Annotated in this window: 14 protein-coding genes; 4 read left to right on the top strand and 10 right to left on the bottom strand. The window is 69.6% G+C overall.

Features of this window, described 5'->3' with window-relative positions:
• Window positions 1-127: 127 nt before the first annotated feature.
• The gene (locus ASG45_RS13825) at window positions 128-1,597 is read left to right on the top strand and encodes an MFS transporter (protein WP_055838784.1); all 1,470 of its coding nucleotides are present in this window, start codon (window positions 128-130) and stop codon (window positions 1,595-1,597) included.
• A gap of 98 nt (window positions 1,598-1,695) precedes the next feature.
• Here ASG45_RS13825 and ASG45_RS13830 read toward each other — a convergent pair whose 3' ends face one another.
• The 3 genes from ASG45_RS13830 to ASG45_RS13840 form a co-directional block, all read right to left on the bottom strand.
• Window positions 1,696-3,651 carry a helicase HerA-like domain-containing protein gene (locus ASG45_RS13830; protein WP_200943422.1) on the bottom strand — a complete coding sequence of 652 codons (1,956 nt, stop codon included), beginning with the start codon at window positions 3,649-3,651 and terminating at the stop codon, window positions 1,696-1,698.
• Window positions 3,652-3,661: 10 nt separating this feature from the next.
• Window positions 3,662-4,363 carry a phosphatase PAP2 family protein gene (locus tag ASG45_RS13835; protein ID WP_055838786.1) on the bottom strand — a complete coding sequence of 234 codons (702 nt, stop codon included), beginning with the start codon at window positions 4,361-4,363 and terminating at the stop codon, window positions 3,662-3,664.
• Between the two features lie 96 nt (window positions 4,364-4,459).
• A complete protein-coding gene (locus ASG45_RS13840) occupies window positions 4,460-5,797 on the bottom strand; it encodes a multidrug effflux MFS transporter (protein ID WP_191915955.1) in 1,338 nt (445 codons plus the stop codon).
• A 232-nt stretch (window positions 5,798-6,029) separates the two neighbouring features.
• On the opposite strand from ASG45_RS13840, the gene ASG45_RS13845 reads away from it, so the two are divergent.
• Together ASG45_RS13845 and ASG45_RS13850 are read left to right on the top strand one after the other, a co-directional pair.
• On the top strand, window positions 6,030-6,737 hold the full coding sequence (locus ASG45_RS13845; RefSeq protein ID WP_055838789.1) for a DUF3105 domain-containing protein: 708 nt from the start codon (window positions 6,030-6,032) through the stop codon (window positions 6,735-6,737).
• A complete protein-coding gene (locus tag ASG45_RS13850) occupies window positions 6,737-7,408 on the top strand; it encodes a DUF305 domain-containing protein (RefSeq protein ID WP_055838792.1) in 672 nt (223 codons plus the stop codon). The genes ASG45_RS13845 and ASG45_RS13850 overlap by 1 nt, the downstream gene beginning before the upstream one ends.
• A gap of 375 nt (window positions 7,409-7,783) precedes the next feature.
• Here the strand turns inward: ASG45_RS13850 and ASG45_RS13855 are convergent, their stop codons facing one another.
• The 3 genes from ASG45_RS13855 to ASG45_RS13865 all read right to left on the bottom strand — a co-directional run bounded on the left by ASG45_RS13855 (window position 7,784) and on the right by ASG45_RS13865 (window position 11,563).
• Window positions 7,784-8,761: a carbohydrate ABC transporter permease gene (locus ASG45_RS13855; RefSeq protein ID WP_055838795.1), complete on the bottom strand. Its 978-nt coding sequence runs from the start codon at window positions 8,759-8,761 to the stop codon at window positions 7,784-7,786.
• Window positions 8,758-9,954: a carbohydrate ABC transporter permease gene (locus ASG45_RS13860; RefSeq protein WP_055839543.1), complete on the bottom strand. Its 1,197-nt coding sequence runs from the start codon at window positions 9,952-9,954 to the stop codon at window positions 8,758-8,760. The genes ASG45_RS13855 and ASG45_RS13860 overlap by 4 nt, the downstream gene beginning before the upstream one ends.
• Before the next feature lie 277 nt (window positions 9,955-10,231).
• The gene (locus ASG45_RS13865) at window positions 10,232-11,563 is read right to left on the bottom strand and encodes an ABC transporter substrate-binding protein (RefSeq protein ID WP_055838797.1); all 1,332 of its coding nucleotides are present in this window, start codon (window positions 11,561-11,563) and stop codon (window positions 10,232-10,234) included.
• A 238-nt stretch (window positions 11,564-11,801) separates the two neighbouring features.
• Between ASG45_RS13865 and ASG45_RS13870 the strand changes: the two genes are divergently transcribed.
• On the top strand, window positions 11,802-12,812 hold the full coding sequence (locus tag ASG45_RS13870; RefSeq protein WP_055838800.1) for a LacI family DNA-binding transcriptional regulator: 1,011 nt from the start codon (window positions 11,802-11,804) through the stop codon (window positions 12,810-12,812).
• Window positions 12,813-12,863: 51 nt separating this feature from the next.
• Here ASG45_RS13870 and ASG45_RS13875 read toward each other — a convergent pair whose 3' ends face one another.
• From ASG45_RS13875 to ASG45_RS13890, 4 genes are all read right to left on the bottom strand, one after another.
• Complete coding sequence (locus tag ASG45_RS13875; RefSeq protein WP_235561629.1) at window positions 12,864-17,072, bottom strand: ExeM/NucH family extracellular endonuclease; 4,209 nt, start codon at window positions 17,070-17,072, stop codon at window positions 12,864-12,866.
• Between the two features lie 255 nt (window positions 17,073-17,327).
• Entirely contained in the window at window positions 17,328-17,714 is a 387-nt protein-coding gene (gene rplL / locus ASG45_RS13880) for a 50S ribosomal protein L7/L12 (protein ID WP_055838803.1), read from the bottom strand.
• A 38-nt stretch (window positions 17,715-17,752) separates the two neighbouring features.
• On the bottom strand, window positions 17,753-18,268 hold the full coding sequence (gene rplJ, locus ASG45_RS13885; RefSeq protein WP_055838805.1) for a 50S ribosomal protein L10: 516 nt from the start codon (window positions 18,266-18,268) through the stop codon (window positions 17,753-17,755).
• A 385-nt stretch (window positions 18,269-18,653) separates the two neighbouring features.
• Complete coding sequence (locus tag ASG45_RS13890; protein ID WP_156459463.1) at window positions 18,654-19,505, bottom strand: hypothetical protein; 852 nt, start codon at window positions 19,503-19,505, stop codon at window positions 18,654-18,656.
• Window positions 19,506-19,716: the final 211 nt, after the last annotated feature.

Genomic DNA, 19,716 nt, shown 5'->3' on the forward strand with positions numbered 1-19,716 from the left:
TCGTTGCGGTCCGCTCGACGCACGCCCCGCCGCGGGTGGGGCGATCGGGTGCTGACCTTCCGCTAACACACGCTCTCGCGCAGCGCCCGGACTGGAAACGAAAGCCGATCCGAGTGAAGCTGGACCGATGAACGAGAAACCCCCCTCGGCATCCGGAGCCGCACGGCTCGAGGTCGACGACGTGATCGTCATCGACAAGAAGCGCGTCCGCACCGCCATCGGCGGCACCGTCGTCGGCAACTTCATGGAGTGGTTCGACTTCGGTATCTACGGCTACCTCGCCGTCACGCTCACCGTCGTCTTCGCCTCCGACGTCCCCGCCCCCTGGAACCTGCTGGTCACGCTCCTCGGCTTCGCCATCTCCTTCCTCGTCCGCCCCTTCGGCGGTTTCGTGCTCGGCCCGCTGGGCGATCGCATCGGCCGCCAGAAGGTGCTGTTCCTCACGATGGCGATGATGGCCGCGGCCACCGCGCTCATCGGCATCCTCCCCACCTCCGCGCAGATCGGGCTGTGGGCGATCGTCCCCCTGTACCTGCTCAAGATGGTGCAGGGCTTCTCGACCGGCGGCGAGTACGCCGGGGCGACCACCTATGTCTCCGAGTTCTCGCCCGACCGCCGGCGCGGATTCTGGTCGTCGTGGCTCGATGTCGGGTCGTACGTCGGCTTCGCCGCCGGCGCCTCGGCCGTGGCGATCACCACCGCGATCACCACCTCGATCTCGGGTGAGAACGCCATGGTCGACTACGGGTGGCGCATCCCGTTCCTGTTGGCGATCCCGCTCGGGATCGTCGCGATCTACTTCCGTCTGCGCATTCCCGAGACGCCCGCCTTCGAGCACACCGGCTCGGCCGAGATCGATGCGGACGACCCGATGGCCCGCCAGGGTCTGATCGGCATCGTGCGGCACCACTGGAGGGCGCTCCTGATCGGTATCGCCCTCGTCGCCGCCACCAACACCGCCGGATACGCCCTCACCAGCTACATGCCGACCTACCTCGAGAAAGAGGTGGGTGTATCCAACCTGTCGGCCGCGGTGGCGACCGTACCGGTTCTGCTGGTCATGTCGGCAGCCCTCCCCTTGATCGGTCGCCTCAGTGATCGGATCGGCCGCAAGCCCGTGTACGCCATCGCCGCGGTGTCCGCCCTGGTGCTGCTGGTTCCGGCGTTCCTCATCATGCAGATCGGTGAGCTGTGGGCGGTGATGATCGCCCTGTGCATGGCGGCGGTGCCGGTGGCGTTCTACGTCGCCATCTCGGCATCCGCTCTGCCGGCCCTGTTCCCCACCGCGTCGCGGTTCGGGGCGATGGCCGTCGCCTACAACATCGCCGTGTCGCTGTTCGGCGGCACCACCCCGCTGTTCAGTCAGGCGCTCATCGACCTGACCGGCAACACCCTCATGCCGGCGTTCTACATCATGTTCTTCGCCGCTCTGGGGCTGGTCGCCCTTCTCTCCATGCGCGAGACGGCCCGCCGACCGCTGCTCGGATCGATGCCCACCGTCGAGACCACGGCCGAGGCCGAGGCCCTCGTCGAGCGTCAGGACGACGACCCGCTCATCGACACCTCGACCATGCCGCTGCAGATCCGCCGCTCGTAGCCGCACCGGAACGGGGAGGGATGCCGGAGGTCACGGCATCCCTCCCCGTTCCGCTCTTCCCGGGTCGGTGGCACGACGCCGCTCGACCGGGCACACGCTCAGCGCCGACGCCCGTTGCCGAACAGTCCGCGGATGACCCCCGACACGATGCTCTTCGTCGCCCCGCGCCCCAGCAGATCGTCGAGAGGCGCCGTCGGTGTGCTCGCCCGACGGCGCGGGGCCGCGGTGGTCTTGAGGATCCGGTCGTACTCGCGCTGCGCCTTCTTCTGCGCGTCGGCGCGGGCCTTGTCGATAGCTGCCTTCTGTTTCTCGAACTCGGCCTCGTCGGCGGCGGCCTTCTTCGCCCGCTCGATGGCCTCCTGCGCGTCGGTCGCGGCCTGCAGGCGCGCGCCGAGGATCTCGCGCGCCGACTCGGGGTCGACGGGAGTGCCGTAGGTCGGGAAGAGGGGCGATGCCGAGACCGCTGCGGCCATCGCGTCGGCGCTGATCGGCGCCATCGACGCCCTCGGGGCGAACAGGCGTGTCCAGGCGACCGGGGTGGGAGCCCCGCGCTCGCTCATGACGGTGACGATCGCTTCGCCCGTGCCGAGCTCCTGCAGCACCCGTTCGAGGTCGTAGCCCGAGTCGGGGTACGTGCGCACCGAGGCCCGCAGCGCCGTCGCGTCGTCGGGGGTGAAGGCCCGCAGGGCGTGCTGCACGCGCGAGCCGAGCTGGGCGAGCACGTCACCGGGAACGTCCTTCGGCGTCTGGGTCACGAAGAAGACCCCGACGCCCTTCGAGCGGATCAGCCGCACCGTCTGGGTGATCGCGGCGAGGAACGCCTTCGACGCGTCGCGGAACAGCAGGTGCGCCTCGTCGAAGAAGAACACGAGTTTGGGCTTGTCGAGATCGCCGACCTCGGGGAGCGTCTCGTACAGCTCCGCGAGCAGGTACATGAGGAACGTCGAGTACAGCTCGGGTCGCGCGGCCACGTTGGGCACTTCGAGCAGGCTCACGATGCCGGCACCCGTGGCATCGGTGCGCAGGAACACGCTCACGTCGAGCTCGGGCTCGCCGAAGAAGGTCTCGGCGCCCGCCGCGGCGAACGCGATGAGCTCGCGCAGGATCACTCCCGCCGTCGCGGCCGACAACCCGCCGATGCCCTTCAGCTCGGCCTTGCCCTCGTCTGCGGTCAGATGGAGCAGCACCGCCCGCAGATCGGACAGGTCGACGAGGGCGAGCCCCTTCTCGTCGGCGTAGTGGAACACCAGTCCCAGGCTCGACTCCTGCGTCGCGTTCAGGCCCAGCACCCGGCTGAGCAGCAACGGTCCGAAGCCCGAGACCGTCGCCCGCACGGGGATGCCCGCGCCCACGTCGTCGCCGAGCGCGAAGAACTCGGTCGGAAACGCCCGCGCCGTCCAGTCCTGGCCGAGGGCGGCGGTCCGCGCGGCGAGCTTCTCGCTCGGCGTCCCGGGGGCGGCCAGACCCGAGAGGTCGCCCTTGATGTCGGCGGCGAACACGGGCACCCCGTTCTCGGACAGCTGCTCGGCGAGCACCTGCAGGGTGCGCGTCTTACCCGTGCCGGTGGCGCCGGCGACCAGGCCGTGGCGGTTCGTCATCGCCAGCGGAATGCGCACGGGAACGGATGCCACCGGCCCGCCGTTGATCAGCACGCCGAGGTCGAGGGTCGCGCCGTCGGCGGTGTAGCCCGCGGCGACGGCGGCGACCTGGGCATCGGACAGCGGCCCCGACGCGGCGGACGCGACCGAGGTGTTTACGGGCGGGGCGGCGTGGGGCGACGCGGAGGGGTCGGACCGCCCGGGCGCCGCAGCCCCGGCCGGAGCGGGTGCCGTCGTCGTCGGCACGACCTCGGGCGCCGCCGCGGGCTCCCCCACCGGCCGCGCCGCCGCCGCGCGCGCACGGGCAGCCGTCGCCTCGGCCGCGGCCAGGTCGGCGCGCGCACGGGCGAGTCGCAGCTCGGCCTCGGCGGCATCGGCCTCGGCCCGCAGGCGGGCGACCTCGGCGTCGGCGTCGGCGTCGGAGATAGCAGGGGTCTCGTCAGCGGCGGCGCTCATGCGCGTCAGCCTACGACGCGCCCCGGGTCCCGGCATCCGCCCGGCGCGCGCGTCTCATCACGAGCCGGTCGGCGTCGCGGTACCGCAACCGCGAGAACGCGGCGGCCAGGATGAGCGCCGCCCCCGCTCCCACCAGCGCGCCGCCCAGGGTGTCCGACAGCCAGTGCGCGTGCAGGTAGGTGCGGCTGAACGCCATCAGCACGATCCAGGCCACGCCCACCACGCGCACCCACGCGTGGGGGAAGATCACCGCGGCGACGACCGCGATCGTCGCGGCGTTCGCAGTATGACCCGAGGGGAAGGAGCCGTAGTCGCTGAGGATGAGGATGTCTTCGGGACGGGCGCGACCGAAGGTCTGTTTGAGCACCTGGACGAACAAGGCGCTGCCCGCGGACGCGGTCAGGAAGTACAGCGCCGACCATCGCCGCCGCGACAGGAAGAGCGCGAGCGCCCCTCCGAGCGGAATGATCAGCACCGCGGTGAGGTGACCGCCCACCTGGTCCATCGCGAGCGCGAAGACGAACAGCGGCTGCGACGGCGCCGCCGCGAACAACTGGTTCCACCAGACGTCCACCGCGAACGGGCTCGGGCCGCGGAAGTACACCCACGCCCCCAGGCCGCACGCCACAGCCACCAGCACCACTCCGACGACGGCGCGGAACCGCTGCGGGCGCGCATCGAGAACGGGGTCGTCGGTCGCAGCGGCATCCATTGACCCATGATGCCGCTCGCCGAGGCCCCGCGGAACACCGACGCCCGCTCTGCTACTGTTCGCGGCCGCCGGTGTCGGCGGGATGTCGCCGGGAGGTCAGGGGGCGAGGCGCTCGACCGTGCGCGGGCGCACGAGCACCCAGAGCGAGATCACGCCGATGACCGCGCACCCGAGCATCACGGATGCCATGGTCGTGGCGGTGATGCCCGATCCGGTGGCCAGCAGCCCGACGAGGGGCGAGATGATGCCGGCGATGCCGAAGTTGGCCGCGCCGATGATCGACTGCGCCGTCCCCGCGGCCTTGCCGTGCCGGTCGAGGGCGAGCACCTGCGCGCACGGGAAGGTGAAGCCGCACGCGGTCATGAAGAAGAACAGGGGCACGATGGTCCCCCACAGTCCCAGTCCCAACTGGTCGGTCACCACGATGGCACCCCCGGCGAGCACGAGCACCGCGGTCGAGAAGGCCATCACCCACTGGGGGCCGAAGCGGGCCGCGAGACGTGACGCGACCTGCACGCCGACGACCACGCCGACCGAGTTGGCCGCGAACAGCACGCCGTACAGCTGGGCGTTGAAGCCGTAGGTCACCTGGAACAGGAACGACGACGCCGAGAGGTACGAGAACAGACCGCTGAAGGTCATCGCCCCGATGATCAGCACGCCGATGAAGACGCGGTCGCGGAAGACGCTCGCGTACCGCTGCCACACCGTGGTGGCTCCCGGGCCGCCGCGACGGGCCGCCGGAAGGGTCTCGGGCACGAACAGGATGGCCGACACGAGCATGACCGCGCCGTACACGGCGAGCACGACGAAGATGCCCCGCCAGTTCATCACCAGCAGCAGCGCGGAACCCGCGAGCGGAGCCAGCACGGGTGCGACGCCCGACACCATCGCCATGCGCGAGAGCATGACCACCAGGCGGCGCCCCCCGAAGAGGTCGCGGATGATCGCCGCGGCGACGACACCGCCGGCGGCGGCTCCCGCGCCCATCAGCACGCGCGCGATCGAGAGCGTCTCGAGCGTCGGCGCGAGGGCGGCGAAGATGCTCGCGGCCACGTGCAGGGCGGTCACCGACAGCAGGGGAAGACGGCGCCCGACCTTGTCGCTGAGGGGCCCGACGATCAGCTGGCCGAGGGCGAAGCCGATCATCGTGCCCGTGAGGGTCAGCTGGATCGCCGCCGCCGAGGTCTGGAAGTCGGCCTCGAGAACCGGGAACGCCGGCAGGTAGAGGTCGATGGTGAACGGGCCGAGGGCCGTCAGTGCGCCGAGCACGATGATGTACAGCACGCGGCGCGACGCGGGGATCGCGTCGCCCGGGTGCAGCACGATCGGTGCGGTGGCGGGGTTCTTGCCCAGCGCGCGGATGGCGCCGGTGGGGGTCTGCGCGGCGGCAGCCGCTGCGGGGATCACGGGGTGGGAAGCAGTATCGAGCACGCGTCAGTTTCGTTTCGCAACACGGACAGCCCGAACGAGTCGGGCTGAGAAAAAAAGGGGGGATCGTCGAACCTCGAATCGATTCGACGTCGTTAATACTAGCGTCCCACCCCGTGCGCCACCATCCCGGCTCGCGGGTTCCTCCCAGGCCACCGGCCCATTCACCCGAATAGGCTGGGATCGTCGGCGCATGCCGATGTGTCCCGCCCCGAAGAGAGACAGAACACAGCGCATGACTTCCCCCTCCGACAAGCGCGCGAGCGGCAACCCCGCGAAGCAGGCCGACATCGACCTCACCGTCAAGCAGCAGCGCGAGCAGAAACGGCAGCAGAAGCTCGCCGAATACCAGAAGCAGATGGCGCGCCGAAAGCGCGGAAAGCTGGTCTGGTGGGTCGTCGGTTCCACGGCGGCCCTCGCGGTGATCGGCCTGGTCGTGGCATCCTTCGCCTTCGCCCCCGAGCCCCCCACGAGCTACCAGGCCGGCAACAGCACCGGGCGCGAGATCGACGGGGTGCAGACCTTCGAGAACCGCTCCGATCACGTGCAAGATGCGGTCACCTACGACCAGACCCCTCCCGCCGGCGGCCCGCACAACCCGATCTGGCTCAACTGCGGCGTCTACACCGAGCCCCAGCAGAACGAGAACGCCGTGCACTCCATGGAGCACGGCGCCATCTGGGTGACCTACGACCCCGCCCGCGTAGACGAGGCCGGCATCGACGCCCTGAAGGCGGTTCTGCCCTCGAGCTACGCGATCCTCTCGCCGTACCCCGACATGGACACCCCCGTCGCCGTCAGCGCCTGGAACCACCAGCTGAAGCTCGACGATCCGAGCGACCCGCGCATCGGGGAGTTCTTCACCGAGTTCTGGCGCAGCCAGAACGCCCCCGAGCCGAACGCCGCGTGCTCGGGTGGCGTGGAAGGTCCGGGCAAGGCCTGATGACCGACGACGCCCCGGTCGCACGCCCCGCGGTCCGGTGGGCCGTCGTCGCCCTCATCGCCGTGGCGGTCGTCGCCGTGGCCTTCGCGATCGGACGCTTCACGGCGTTCGGCGCGACGGCCGCGCCGGCGCACCCCTCGACGACCTCCGCCGACGCCGGCTTCGCCCGCGACATGCAGGTGCACCACACCCAGGCGGTCCTCATGGCCATGGAGATCTACCGCAAGACCGCCGACGACGAGTTGCGCGCCCTCTCGTACGACATCGCGACCACGCAGTCCGGTCAGCGGGGCGAGATGTACGGCTGGCTCGTCGAGTGGGGTCTGCCCCAAGCCTCGGATCAGCCGCTGATGACGTGGATGGAGAAGTCGGGCGAGCACAGCCACGGCGACACCTCCGCCCTCACGCAGGAGCAGCTGCTCGGCGAGATGGGCATGGCCACCGACGCGCAGCTCGACCGACTCCGCACCCTCGACGGGCAACCCGCCGACTGCCTGTTCCTCGAGCTGATGATCCGCCACCACCAGGGCGCGATCCCCATGGCCGAGGCCATCATCGAGCTCGGCGACGAGGCCCGCGTGGCCGAGGTCGCCGGCACGATCGTGAGCGGTCAGTCCGCCGAGATCGACGCGATGCGCGACATCCAGTCACGCCTCGGCTGCGGCGCCTGACGCACGGCCGTCCGTCGGCCTGAGCCGCGCCGCGATCGGCTGCGGACACGGGGTGCGCTCGGTGTTCCCGCCGCTTCCGGTCGGCGCCGTTTGCGTCCGCCGCCGCGCCGCCGCGCCGGGCGACTGCCCCGCGCAGCCGCGCCGGGCAGCCGCGCCTCGGGCGTACCCGGCCCATCGCCATAAACGCTGTTCCTGCGCGGAAACGCTCCGTCGCCGCGTTTATGCGCAGGAACAGCGTTTATGCGGCGGGTGGCGGACGGCGCACGGCGGGCGGCGGGCGGCGGGCGGCGGGCGGCGGACGGCACGGCATCCGCTCGAAATGCCGAAGGGGCGCGACACCCGAGTGGATGCCGCGCCCCTTCGCTGGAGTCGGGCTCAGCCCTTCGTCGCACCCGCCAGCAGGCCGCGCACGAAGAAGCGCTGCAGCAGGAAGAACACCAGCAGCGGCACGAGGATCGAGATGAACGTTCCGGCCGACTGCAGGAACCACTGGTCGCCCCAGGTGCCCGACAACGAGTTCAGCGATTGCGTCAGAGGTAGAGAGGACGATGGCGCGAAGATCGTCGCCACCAGCAGGTCGTTCCACACCCAGATGAACTCGAGCACCGCGAACGACGCCAGCGCGGGAGCAGCCAGCGGCAGGATCAGGCGGAAGAAGATCTGCCCGTGTCCGGCACCGTCGACGCGAGCCGCCTCGATGACCTCACCCGGGATCTCGGCGATGAAGTTGTGCAGCAGGAAGATCGCCAGGGGCATCGCGAAGATCACGTGCGCGATCCACACGGTGGCGAAGCTGTGCTCCACCCCGCGAAGGTCGAAGCCCGGGAAGATCGTGACCTCGTTGATCGTCAGTCCGCGCGAGAACAGTGTCAGCAGCGGCACGAGAGCCATCTGCAGCGGCACGATCTGCAACGCGAAGATGAAGATGAAGAAGAAGTTGCGGCCCTTGAAGTCGATCCACGCGAAGGCGTACGCGATGAGCGAGGCGATCGCGAGGGCGAACAGCACCACCGGGATCGTGATCGCCAGCGAGTTGAGGAACGACGACGCCAGCGTCAGGGCGGTACCGCCCGAGGTCAGCGCGAGCCGGTAGTTCTCGAGCGTGAAGCTGGGGTCGGTGAACACCGTCCACCAACCGGTCGACTGCGTGTCGGAGCCGGGGCGGAACGACGTGACGAACAGGCCGAACGTCGGGATCGTCCAGAAGAACGCGATGACGACGGCCGCGATCGTCGCGCCCTTGGACGTGAGGCGCTTCTGCGCCGTCTTCTCGTGCCGGCGCGTGTCGCGCTCGACCTGGCGGGCCGAACGTGAATCGACGATCGGCTCGACGACATCTACTCCGATGGTCATCGCACTTCCCTCTGCTTCCGGATCTGGCGCACGTTGAAGATGATCAGCGGCAGCACGAAGAGGAACAGCACCACGGCCAGCGCCGCGGAGTGGCCGTAGCTCTGGAACCGCTGCTGCTGGTTGACCATCTCGAAGGCGAGGACGGTCGAGTCGTTGCGTCCACCGGTCATGACCGCGACGATGTCGTAGATCTTGAGCGCACCGATGGCGATCGTGGTCAGCACCACGATCAGCGACGAACGGATGCCGGGGACGGTGACGTTGATGAACCGCTCCCAGGCGCTCGCGCCGTCGAGCTCTGCCGCTTCCATCTGCTCCGTCGGCACGGCCTTGATGGCCGCCGAGAGGATGACCATGGCCAGGCCCGTCTGGCTCCAGATGAAGACCACGACCAGGAGCAGGGTGTTGATCAGCGGCGCCGCCGACAGCCACGACACCGGCTGCCCGCCGAACGCCGTGACGATGGCGTTCAAGATGCCGATCTGGTTGTCCTGGCGGAAGTCGTAGACGAACTTCCAGATGATGCCGGCGCCGACGAACGAGATGGCGAACGGCATGAAGATGAGGACCTTGAGGTACTTCTCACCGGCCGCTCGGTCGATGAAGACCGCGTATGCGAGGCCGATGGCCGTCGCGATGGTCGGCGCCAGCAGCACCCAGATGAGGGTGTTGATGACCGACCAGAAGCCCTCGGGGTTCGTGAAGGTCCAGATGTAGTTCTCGAACCCGACGAAGTTGTCACCGGTCTTGTCGAAGAACGACTGGAAGAACGTGGTGATCGCGGGGTAGACGAGCCCCAGCAGCAGCAGGATCGACGCCGGGGCGGCGAACAGGATGAGCTGGAACAGGTACCCGGCCCCCTGACGCGACCGGTAGTCCGCGTAGAAGAGCACGGCGCCGAGGAGCACCGCGATGCCGAGCACGTAGATCACGGCGTTCTGGTACGGACGCAGCAGCATGAAGGCGATCACCGGGATGGCGAAGCACGCCACCAGGCGGAGCCAGAAGTAACCCTTGCCCGCGCGTGGCGCGTACTCGATGAGCAGCAGCAGCAGTCCGACGACGACGCCGAAGGCGAGGAGGACCAGCGGGATCTGCGCGAGCGGGTTGAGTCCGCCCAGCCAGGTGAAGAAGCTGTTGAGCGAGAAGCCCAGGGTGGTGGGTCGCGTCTCTGCCGCGGGCCGCGTCACCATGAAGAGGAAGAGCGCCACCGCCAGGATGAGGGCGACGGAGACCACGATGACCGTGGTCCGGTGATTGTGCGCGGAGCCGCGCGACGGTGTCGCTTTCGTCCGGCCCGCCGGCGAGGCCGCCGGCGCCTTCTCCGCGTTTTTGATATCGGTCATGACTTCCCTCCCGAACACGCCTTCGTGCTCATCGATTGACGCCCGAGCGAGAGGGCGATGATGAAGGACGGGACCGGATGGGCCGCCCGCATCGCGGACGGCCCATCGGTCTCGTCAGGAACGGCTAGTTGTCGTAGCCGGCCTGGATGTTGCTGAGCACCTCGTCGGTGGGCGTGCCGTCGATCCAGCTGACCATGCCCTTCCAGAACGAACCCGAACCGACGGTGGCCGGCATGAGGTCGGACGCGTCGAAACGCAGCGTGGTGTTCGGGTCCTGCAGCGTCTTCATCGCCTCGGTGAGGAACTCGCTGGAGGCGAGCGACGGGTCGGCGCCCTTGTTGGCCGAGATGACGCCGCCGAGCTTGACGCGGGCATCCGCGAACTCGGGGGTCGACATGAACTCGGCGACCTTCTGAACGCTCTCGTCGTCGGAGAAGGCCGCGACGAACTCGCCGCCACCCTCGACGGCCAGCTCGCCTTCCTTCACGCCCGGAAGCAGGAACGCGTACACGTCGCCGTCGGGGGCGATCGTGGGGGTCTCGCCCGCCGCGTTCGTGACCGTGAGGAAGTTCGCCGAGAGGAACGACGCCTGGTGGGTCATCGCGCAGCTGCCGTCGGCCACCTTGGCGGCGACGTCGGCGAACGCGGTCGAGTTGATGCTCTTGACGTCACCGAAACCGGCGTTGACGTACGACGGGTTGAGCAGGATCGAGCCGACGGCGTCGAAGGCGTCCTTGATCTGCGGGTCGGTGAACTTGACCTCGTTCGCCACCCACTGGTCGTACACGTCGGGGCCGGACTGACGCAGGACCATGTCCTCGATCCAGTCCGTTCCGGGCCAGCCCGATGCGGCGTCCGAGGCGAAGCCCGCGCACCAGGGTGCGGAGCCCGACTTCTGCTGGATGGTCTGCGTGAGCGTGAGAAGCTCGTCGAACGTCTTGGGAACCTCGACGCCCCACTCCTTGAACTTCGCCGGCGAGTACCAGACGTAGCCCTTGAGGTTGGCGAGCATGGGAGCGGCGTAGAACGTGCCGTCCTCGGTGCCGTAGGACTTCCAGTCCTCGCCCCAGTACTCGTCGACGTTGCTCGAGACGGCGTCGGACGCCTTCTGGACCTCGCCGGTGCCGATCAGGGTCTTGAGCAGACCCGGCTGCGGAACGATCGCGATGTCGGGGGCGTCGCCACCCGAGACCTTGGTCACGACGTTGCCTTCGAAGCTCTTGTCGCCGGTGTAGACGACCTTGATGCCCGTGTCCGCGGTGAACTGGTCGAAGCTCTGGTTCAGCGCGTCGGCCTCGGTGCCGGTGATGCCGCCGGAGATGCGGACGGTCGTCTCGCCCCCGGATCCGCTCCCGCCGCCGCTGCTGTCGCCTTCGGCGCAGCCCGCGAGAGCAATCGCACCGACCGCCAGCAGCCCGACGGGCGCCAGCAGGCGATACCGCTGTGACATACCCATGTGGTCTCTCCTCTTCGAGTTCAAATGGTGCATCGGAACCTGTCAGGAACCGATTCCAGATCACCGTAGGCGAGAACCCGACGAGACGCAACGCCGAAAGATCACGAACGCATAACTGGCGGAAAAACGCGAAGAACCGGGGGGAAGCATCGCGGGGAACCGGTTCCACAAAAGCGCGTTGTCGGATACTCTTCTTCGACGTCGACACCGATGTCGATCGGACCCCGAGGAACACACGATGAGCGGAATCGCCGATGTGGCACGCCTGGCCGGCGTGTCCAAGTCGACCGCCAGCCGAGCACTGACCGGCGGCGGCTACGTCTCCGACGACACGCGTCGGCGCGTCGCCGACGCCGCGGAGTCGCTCGGCTACGTCCCTTCCACGAGCGCCGTGAGTCTGGCGACCGGCCGCACGAGCACCATCGCCCTGATCGTGCCGAAGGTCAACCGCTGGTACTTCGGCGCGATCGTCGAGGGCGTCGAGCGCACCCTCATCCCCCGCGGGTACGACGTGACCCTGTACGTCGCCGAACCCGGATCGAACGACCGCGAGAGCCTGTACTCCACCTACCTCGCCCGAAAGCGCTTCGACGGCATCATCGCCGTCGCCCTCGAACCCGACGACGCCGATCTGGAACGCCTCGCGAACATCGGCAAACCCGTCGTGAGCATCGGCAACGCCCTCGCCGGGGTTCCCACCCTCGGCCTCGACAACATCGCCATCACGCGCATCATCACGCAGCACCTCATCGCCCTGGGACACACCGACATCGCGTTCGTCGGCAGCACGCCGCCCAGCGATGCCCCCGCAAAAGACGTCGACGAGCGTTCCATCGGCTACCGCAAGGCCATGAACGACCACGGACTCGCCGTTCGCATCCGCAACGTCCCGTCCACGCTGACCATCACCGATGCGTACGCGGCCGCCGCCTCGTTCCTCGCCGACGCCGCCTCCCGCCCCACGGGCGTCGTCGCCGCGTGCGACGAGGTCGCCATCGGCGTCATCATCGCCGCGCGTCGCATGGGCATCTCCGTTCCGACGCAGCTCAGTGTCGTCGGCATCGACGGCCACGACTACGCCGAGATGTTCGCCCTCACCACCGTCGAGCAGTTCCCGCTCGACCAGGGCGTCGAGGCGACGCGCATGCTGCTGGCGATGATCGAGGGCACCAGCGAGCCCCCGCGACGCACCGAGGCGGCGACCCGCCTGGTGGTGCGCTCCTCCACCGCTCCCCCGCGCCCCGCCTGACAGCACGAGACCCCGGATGCCGTGGCATCCGGGGTCCCGTGCTTCTTCGGCTCAGTCGGCCCGGCGCACTCCGCGACGACGCAGCACCACACCGATGCCCAGGAGCGCGAGGGCCGCCAGCACGCCGCCGCCCATCCACGCCGTGTCCGCACCGGTGCGCGGAAGCGATCCGGGAGCGCCGGGGCCGGCCTCGCCGCCGCCGGAGTCCCCCGGACCCGACGGCGCGTCATCGGCGCCGTCCACGACCCGCACGGGCACCGTGGCCGTCGAGCCCGAGGCCGTGACGAGGCGGATGCCGATCTCGGCGGGGGCGTCCACGGGCACCGTGAGGGTGACCTCAGCGACGCCGTCGCGGACGGGCACCGTCTGGGGTTCTCCCGCACCGACCGTCACCGTGGCCTCGGTGGCGGCGGGGCTGCCGAGCGAGGTCAGGTCGAGCCCCGAGACCGTGAACGACGTCTCGGCGCCGCGGACGACCTCGGTCGGCGCACCCGTCACCTCGACCGCGCGGGCACCGAAGTCGGGCGCGAGGCCCGGATGGGCCGACAGGTACGAGATCCAGCCGTCGCGGTCGATGAGACCCGAGTCGCGCGGCTCCGTGCCCTCGTCGAACACGGTGAACGCGTCACCGCCCTGCAGCAGGAAGCTGAACGAGCCGACGCGATACGACGCCGCGGGATCCACCGCGACATCGTCGACCCAGAGGCCCGAGATGCGCTGCCCCGGCGCCCGAGTGGCGTCGTAGGTGTAGCGCAGGTTCTCGGACACGCTCAGCGCCAGCGTCGCGGCACGGCCCGCTTCGTCGCCCCACTGCTGCTCGAGCAGGCGGCGCAGCTGGTCGCCGGTGAGGGTGGTCGTGCCCAGGTTGTTCACGAACGGGAGCACCGCGTTCGCCTCGGCGAACGTGATCACGCCGTCGTCGCCGCGCAGCAACTCGGCGCGCAGGCCGCCCGGGTTGACCACGGTGATGTCGGCCCCGCCGCGGGCGGGGTCGTCGAGCGTGTCGAGCAGCGCGTCGGCGACGAGGTTGCCGAGCGTGGACTGCTTCGACCGGTCGTCGCGCTGGCCGCCCGTGTACACGCCGTCGACGTACGCCCCGCCGAGGAAGGCGGTGGTGATGTCGGCCGTGACCGATCCCACCGGGCGCGAACCGACGAGGTCGGCCTCGGCCAGGGCGCGGTCGACGATGTCGTCCACCTCGGCCACCCGCGGGTACGTCGCGATGAGGTCGGCGTCGAGCGCGGCGCTGTTCTCGGCGGTCTGCTCGGGGTCGTCCTCGACGATCTCGGCCGCCAGGCGCGGAACGTTGCGAGCCTCGTGGTCGACCACGTCGCCGCTCTCGCGATCGATCGTCAGCACGACCTGGCCGATGTTCTCGCCGTAGTTGCCGGTCTGCAGCACGGGACGCGTCCCGTCACCGCCGGGAACCGGGGCCTCCCACGCGTACTCCTCGTGCGTGTGGCCGGTGAAGATGGCATCCACGTCGGCATCGGTCTCGGTCACGATGCGGGCGAACGCCCCGCCCGCGGCGATCGCGTCGTCGAGGGTGGTGCCCGCCGCGTCGCCCTGGGCCGCGCCCTCGTGGAACTCGGCGACGAGCACGTCGACCTGATCGCGGATCTCGGCGACCACGCGGTTCACCTCGGCCACGGGCTCGCGGAACTCCAGGCCCTCGATCCCTCCGGGGCTGACGAGCGAGGCCGTCTCCTCGGTCACCGCGCCGACGACGCCGACGCGCAGTCCGTTCACCTCGACGATCTCGTAGCCGGGCAGCAGCGGTCGACCGTCCCGGTAGACGTTCGCCCCCAGGTACGGGAACGCGGAACGCTCGGTGACCCGGCCGGTCAGGTCGTCGATGCCCTTGTCGAACTCGTGGTTGCCGACGGCGGATGCCGCGAGCCCGAGCGCGTTGAGCACGTCGATCGTGGGCGCGTCGTCGGCGTTGGCCGAGGCGAACAGCGACGCGCCGATGTTGTCACCGTTGGAGAGGAACAGCGACCGCTGCTCGCCCTTCTCGGCCCGCAGCTGCTCGATCGTGCCGGCGAACTTCACGGTGTTGGTGTCGATGCGCCCGTGGAAGTCGTTGATGTTGAGCAGGTTCAGCTCGGTCGTCCCCGACAGGTCGAGCCCGACGACCACGGGATCGTGGTCGCTGGAGCGGTAGGGGGACGCGTCGTAGAAGTTGCGCACATTGGCGTTGTACCGGCTGTACTCCAGCGCGAGAGCCTCACCGGCGTTGATGTTCCAGACGTCGGTGCCCGTGACGAGCTCCTGCGCGGCCGGAGACGCCAGCACGTGGTCGAGCGAGCCGGACTGACCGCTGAACGAGTACGTGTACTCACCGGTCGTGGACCCCAGATCGGCGTACCCCGCGTCGCGGAGCACCTGCATCGGGTCCTCCTGCGTGTACGCGTTGAAGTCGCCGAGCAGGAACACCTCGTCGACGCCGGTGTCGGCGGTGCGCGCGGCGGCGAAGTCGACGAGCGCCTGCGCCTGACGCACGCGGTCGCCGTTGAAGGCGCCCTGGTCGCCGTCGGCGTTGTCGCCCGAGGCTGCGGGATCGCTGTCGCTCTTCGACTTGAAGTGGTTCACGATTGCGAGGAACGACGCGTCGTCATCGCCGGCGGCCGCGAAGGCCTGGGCCAGCGGCTGTCGCGCGTTGGCGAACGCGGGGTCGTCGAGGATGACGCTGTCGCCGACCGGCGCGACCGCCGCACGCTTGTAGATGAAGGCGGTGCGGATGACGTCCTCCGACGCCGGCAGCGCGGTCGGCGACGCGACGAACGCCCAGGCGTCCTCGCCCAGGTCGGCGTTGAGCGCCCCGACGAGGGTCGAGAGCGCCTCGTCACGGTCCTTCCCGAGAGCGGCGGAGTTCTCGATCTCTTCGAGCGAGACCACCTCCGCGTCGAGGGCGTTCAGGGCGGCGACGATCTTCGCCTGCTGGCGCTGGAGGTTCTCGTCGTTGGCCGCTCCGCGCGGGCCCGGCTCGGCGCAGCGGTTGGCCGTGATGGGGTTGCCCTCGCGGTCGGTGTAGACCGAGTCGCAGCCGACGTCCTCGGCGGTGGTGGTGAAGTAGTTCAGAACGTTGAAGCTGGCCACCTGTACGGTGCCGCCGACGTCGGCGGGCCGTGCGGTGCGCGTGTTCTCGAAGGTCGCCGGCTGCACGTCGGCGGCGTTGTCGACCGTGAGCTGCCCGGTGGGCTGGAACTTCCACGCGTCGTTACGGAAGTCGAGCACGACCGGCCGGGTGAACGACGCCGGAGCGCCGACGCGCACCGGGTCGGTGAGCGACAGGTACGGCAGCGGCACATCGGTGGCCGAGCGCTGGAAGTTCAGCGACGCTCCGTCGTCGAGGACCACGGCGCGGGCGGCGTTGTCGGCCACGACGTCGTCGAACTCCGCGGTGCCCGGGCGCGCGACCTCGGTGGGGGCGAGGAGCGGAGTGGTGCCCGCGGCCAGGCCCACTTCGGCGTACTGGCCCGTGCTGTAGGTGTTGGTGACGGTGAAGTCGCCTTGGGGTGCCAACAGCATCCCCTCGAGGCGCTCGCGCTCCTCGTCGGTCCGCGGCCACGCGACGGTTGCCGGGGTGACGGGCTCGGCCGCGTCGGTCAGCACCGTGACGAGGTCGGAGTCCGAGACGATCTGGGTGAGGCCGTTGTACTCGCTCGCGGTTCCGCTGACCTCGACGTGGTCGCCGACCTCGACCTCGGCCACCGCGCGGGAGCCGTAGACGAAGATCGCATCGGATGCCGTGTGATCGGCGCCCAGGTCGCCACCGGTGCCCGCGGTCTGCAGGAAGAACCCGTCGTACCCGCCGGTCGGGTACGCGGCGGTCACGACGCCGCGCGTGGTGACGGACTGCCCGCCCCGCGGGGTGGTGTCGCCCTCGCCCTGGATGTCGCGGATGGCGGTGACCTCCGCCGCCGCGGCCGCTTCGGCGGCGGGGGTCTCGGCGGCGGGGGTCTCGGCAGCGGGGGGCTCGGCCGCGGCCGTCTCTTGCGTCGTCGGATCCGCCTGCGTGGGGGCGGGTGAGGCGGTCTGCGCGGTGTCGGGCTGCGGCATGACGTCGCCGGGGGCGGCGGTGTCCGGTGCGTCGGGGGCCGACGTCTCGACGACCGGCAGCGAAGGTGCCCCGGAGTCGATGGGGGCCGCCGAAGCAGCCGGGGCGACCAGGGCGGAACCCAGGAGGGCGGCGGCCACCGCCGCGCTCAGCGCGGTCGAGGTGCGGCCCGAGGGGCGCCGAGAAGGCATGGGGGACATGGGTCTCCTGCGAATCCGACGGTCATCGTCGGGTGGGGGGATCGACGGGGGGTCTCTTCGACCGTAGACGACCTCATCAGGAATTCCCAGGCTTCATTCGTTGCCATCGTGTGAACGGTGAAGCCGTCGGCGCGGCGCGTTTCCGACCGATCGCGACTCCCCCGCCGAGACGACGCGCGGGTGAGACGACGAGAGCCCGGATGCCATGGCATCCGGGCTCTCGTGTGGTCGCGTTGCCGCGACAGTGAAGCGTTATTACTTGAGGGTCACCGAAGCGCCGGCAGCCTCGAGGGCCTCCTTGGCCTTCTCGGCGGTCTCCTTGTTCGCGCCCTCGAGCACGGCCTTGGGAGCACCATCGACGACGGCCTTGGCCTCGCCGAGGCCGAGCGAGGTGAGCTCGCGGACGACCTTGATGACCTGGATCTTCTTGTCGCCGGCGGCCTCGAGAACGACGTCGAACGAGTCCTTCTCCTCGACCTCTTCGGCGGGGGCAGCGCCACCGGCGGCGGGGCCGGCAGCCGCGACGGGGGCGGCAGCGGTGACGTCGAAGGTCTCCTCGAACGCCTTGACGAACTCGGACAGCTCGATGAGCGTGAGCTCCTTGAACGCCGCGAGAAGCTCTTCGGTGCTGAGCTTAGCCATGTTGTATCTCCTTGATCGGGTTAATCAGCCGGGCCGGGTCAGGCCGCGGTGTCCTGCTTCTCGCGCAGCGCGTCGACCGTGCGAACGGCCTTCGACGGAAGCGCCTGGAAGACGTATGCCGCCTTGGTCATCGTCGCCTTCATCGCACCGGCGAGCTTCGCCAGCAGGACTTCACGGCTTTCGAGATCGGCGAGCTTGTTGACCTCATCCGCGGTCAGAGCGGCGCCATCGAAGTAGCCGCCCTTCACCACGAGCTGAGGGTTAGCCTTGGCGAAGGCACGCAGGCCCTTCGCGACGGCGACGGGGTCGCCGTGCACGAACGCGATGGCAGACGGGCCCTTGAGCTCGTCATCCAGTCCCGTGACCCCCGCGTTTGCCGCGGCGATCTTGGTCAGCGTGTTCTTCACCACGGCGTAATCCGCGTCCTGACGGATGTCGTTGCGCAGCTGCTTGAGCTGGGCAACCGTCAGACCGCGGTACTCGGTCAGCAGAACGGCGGTCGAGTTCTCGAAATGCTTCGTGAGCTCGGCGACCGATGCATCCTTCTGCGCCATGGCCACTCCTTGTGTATACGAGGCGCTCCGCGATGACGGGGCGCCGGCCGAAGACACCGGGTCTGGGCAAAAAAGAAGAGCTCCGGCGCAGGCGCACGGAGCTCGGATTCCCGATCGGGAGGAGTTCAAGTGACCTGCGTAGGTTCTCTGCTTTTCAGCAGACGCTTCGATCAGAATGCGAGCACTCCGATAACCGACGGTCTTTGGCTTGCCTCCACTGTACCCGACGCCTGCTCCCTTCGCCAATCCGCCCGCCCGCCGCCCGCCCCGCCGCGCCTGCCCGCCTCCGCGATACCCGAGCGCCGAGGACGCATTGCTTCGTCGAGGACGCCTCCGATCGATGCCGAACCGATGCGTCCTCGACGAGCGAGTACGCCCTCGCCGATCATCGCGGCGGCCTCACCCCGAAAGCCGCCAGGCGGGCGGCGAGCGCCTCCGGCGAGGCGATGTCGGCGAAGCCGCCGCGACACAATCGCCATTGCGTGACACCGCGGATCCAGTCTTCGCGTCGCTTCTCGTCCAGGACGACGTCTTCGACGGAACGACCTCTGCGGAGGGAGGGGTCCCGATACTTCACCTCACCGTCGAACTCCCAGAACGTCCGCACGTCACGCAGCGCGATGTCGACGAAATACGCGGACCCCCGCGGGCCCCCCACCGCCACCTGCAGGTCGATGTCGCGGAAACCGAGCCGGTGCAGCTGCAGTCGGCTCACGCTCTCACCCGGCAACTCCGCCCTTCCATCCGCGAACTCGATGACCCAGGCGGCCTCGCGCACCCCGCGTCGACCCCGAGCGCTCACGACGCGCTCGCGCATGGCGTCACGCCAGAGGGTCTGCGCGTCGGAGTCGAACCGCCGGCCGTGCACAGCGACGCGACGAAGAGCCCCGTCGGCGCAGCTCAACGCCACCTCCCGCGGCTCGGTGCAGGCGATGTCGAAGACCGTCCGCCCGAGCGAGGTGCAGCGGACCCCGTCGACGACGACGACATCCTGGGGGTCGAGGGCGCCTGTGTGCCGGCGCAGTGCGCGACCACTCGGTGGATGGGCGGAGCGCGGAACCATCGCGTGCACGGGTCCGCCGCGGAAGCGGTAGAGCGGCAGACCGTGCAGAACGGCCGCCGAGAGGTGGGAGACCACACCGCCGGCATCGCGCGCCCTGCGGACGGCGGCGAGGATCGCGAAGCGGTGGCGGTCGACCGGCCGCGCCGCCGCCCATTCGTCGCGGGCGATGTACACCCCGGGCTCGATTCGCGACCACGCGCCGCCGGCGCCGGCCTTCCTCAGCTCCGATTCGGAAACACCGCGCTCGCGCAAGTCCGATCTGGAGAAGAGCGACCGTCGAGCGAGTTCGATCGGTGATTCCGCCTGCATGCGTCCACACTGCCGACTCCGGCATCCGGGCGTCGGCGTCTTTCCACAGGCGCGCGCGGGAGGAGGCCCACCGACC

It is taken from the genome of Microbacterium sp. Leaf436 (assembly GCF_001424715.1).
Classification (GTDB): domain Bacteria; phylum Actinomycetota; class Actinomycetes; order Actinomycetales; family Microbacteriaceae; genus Microbacterium.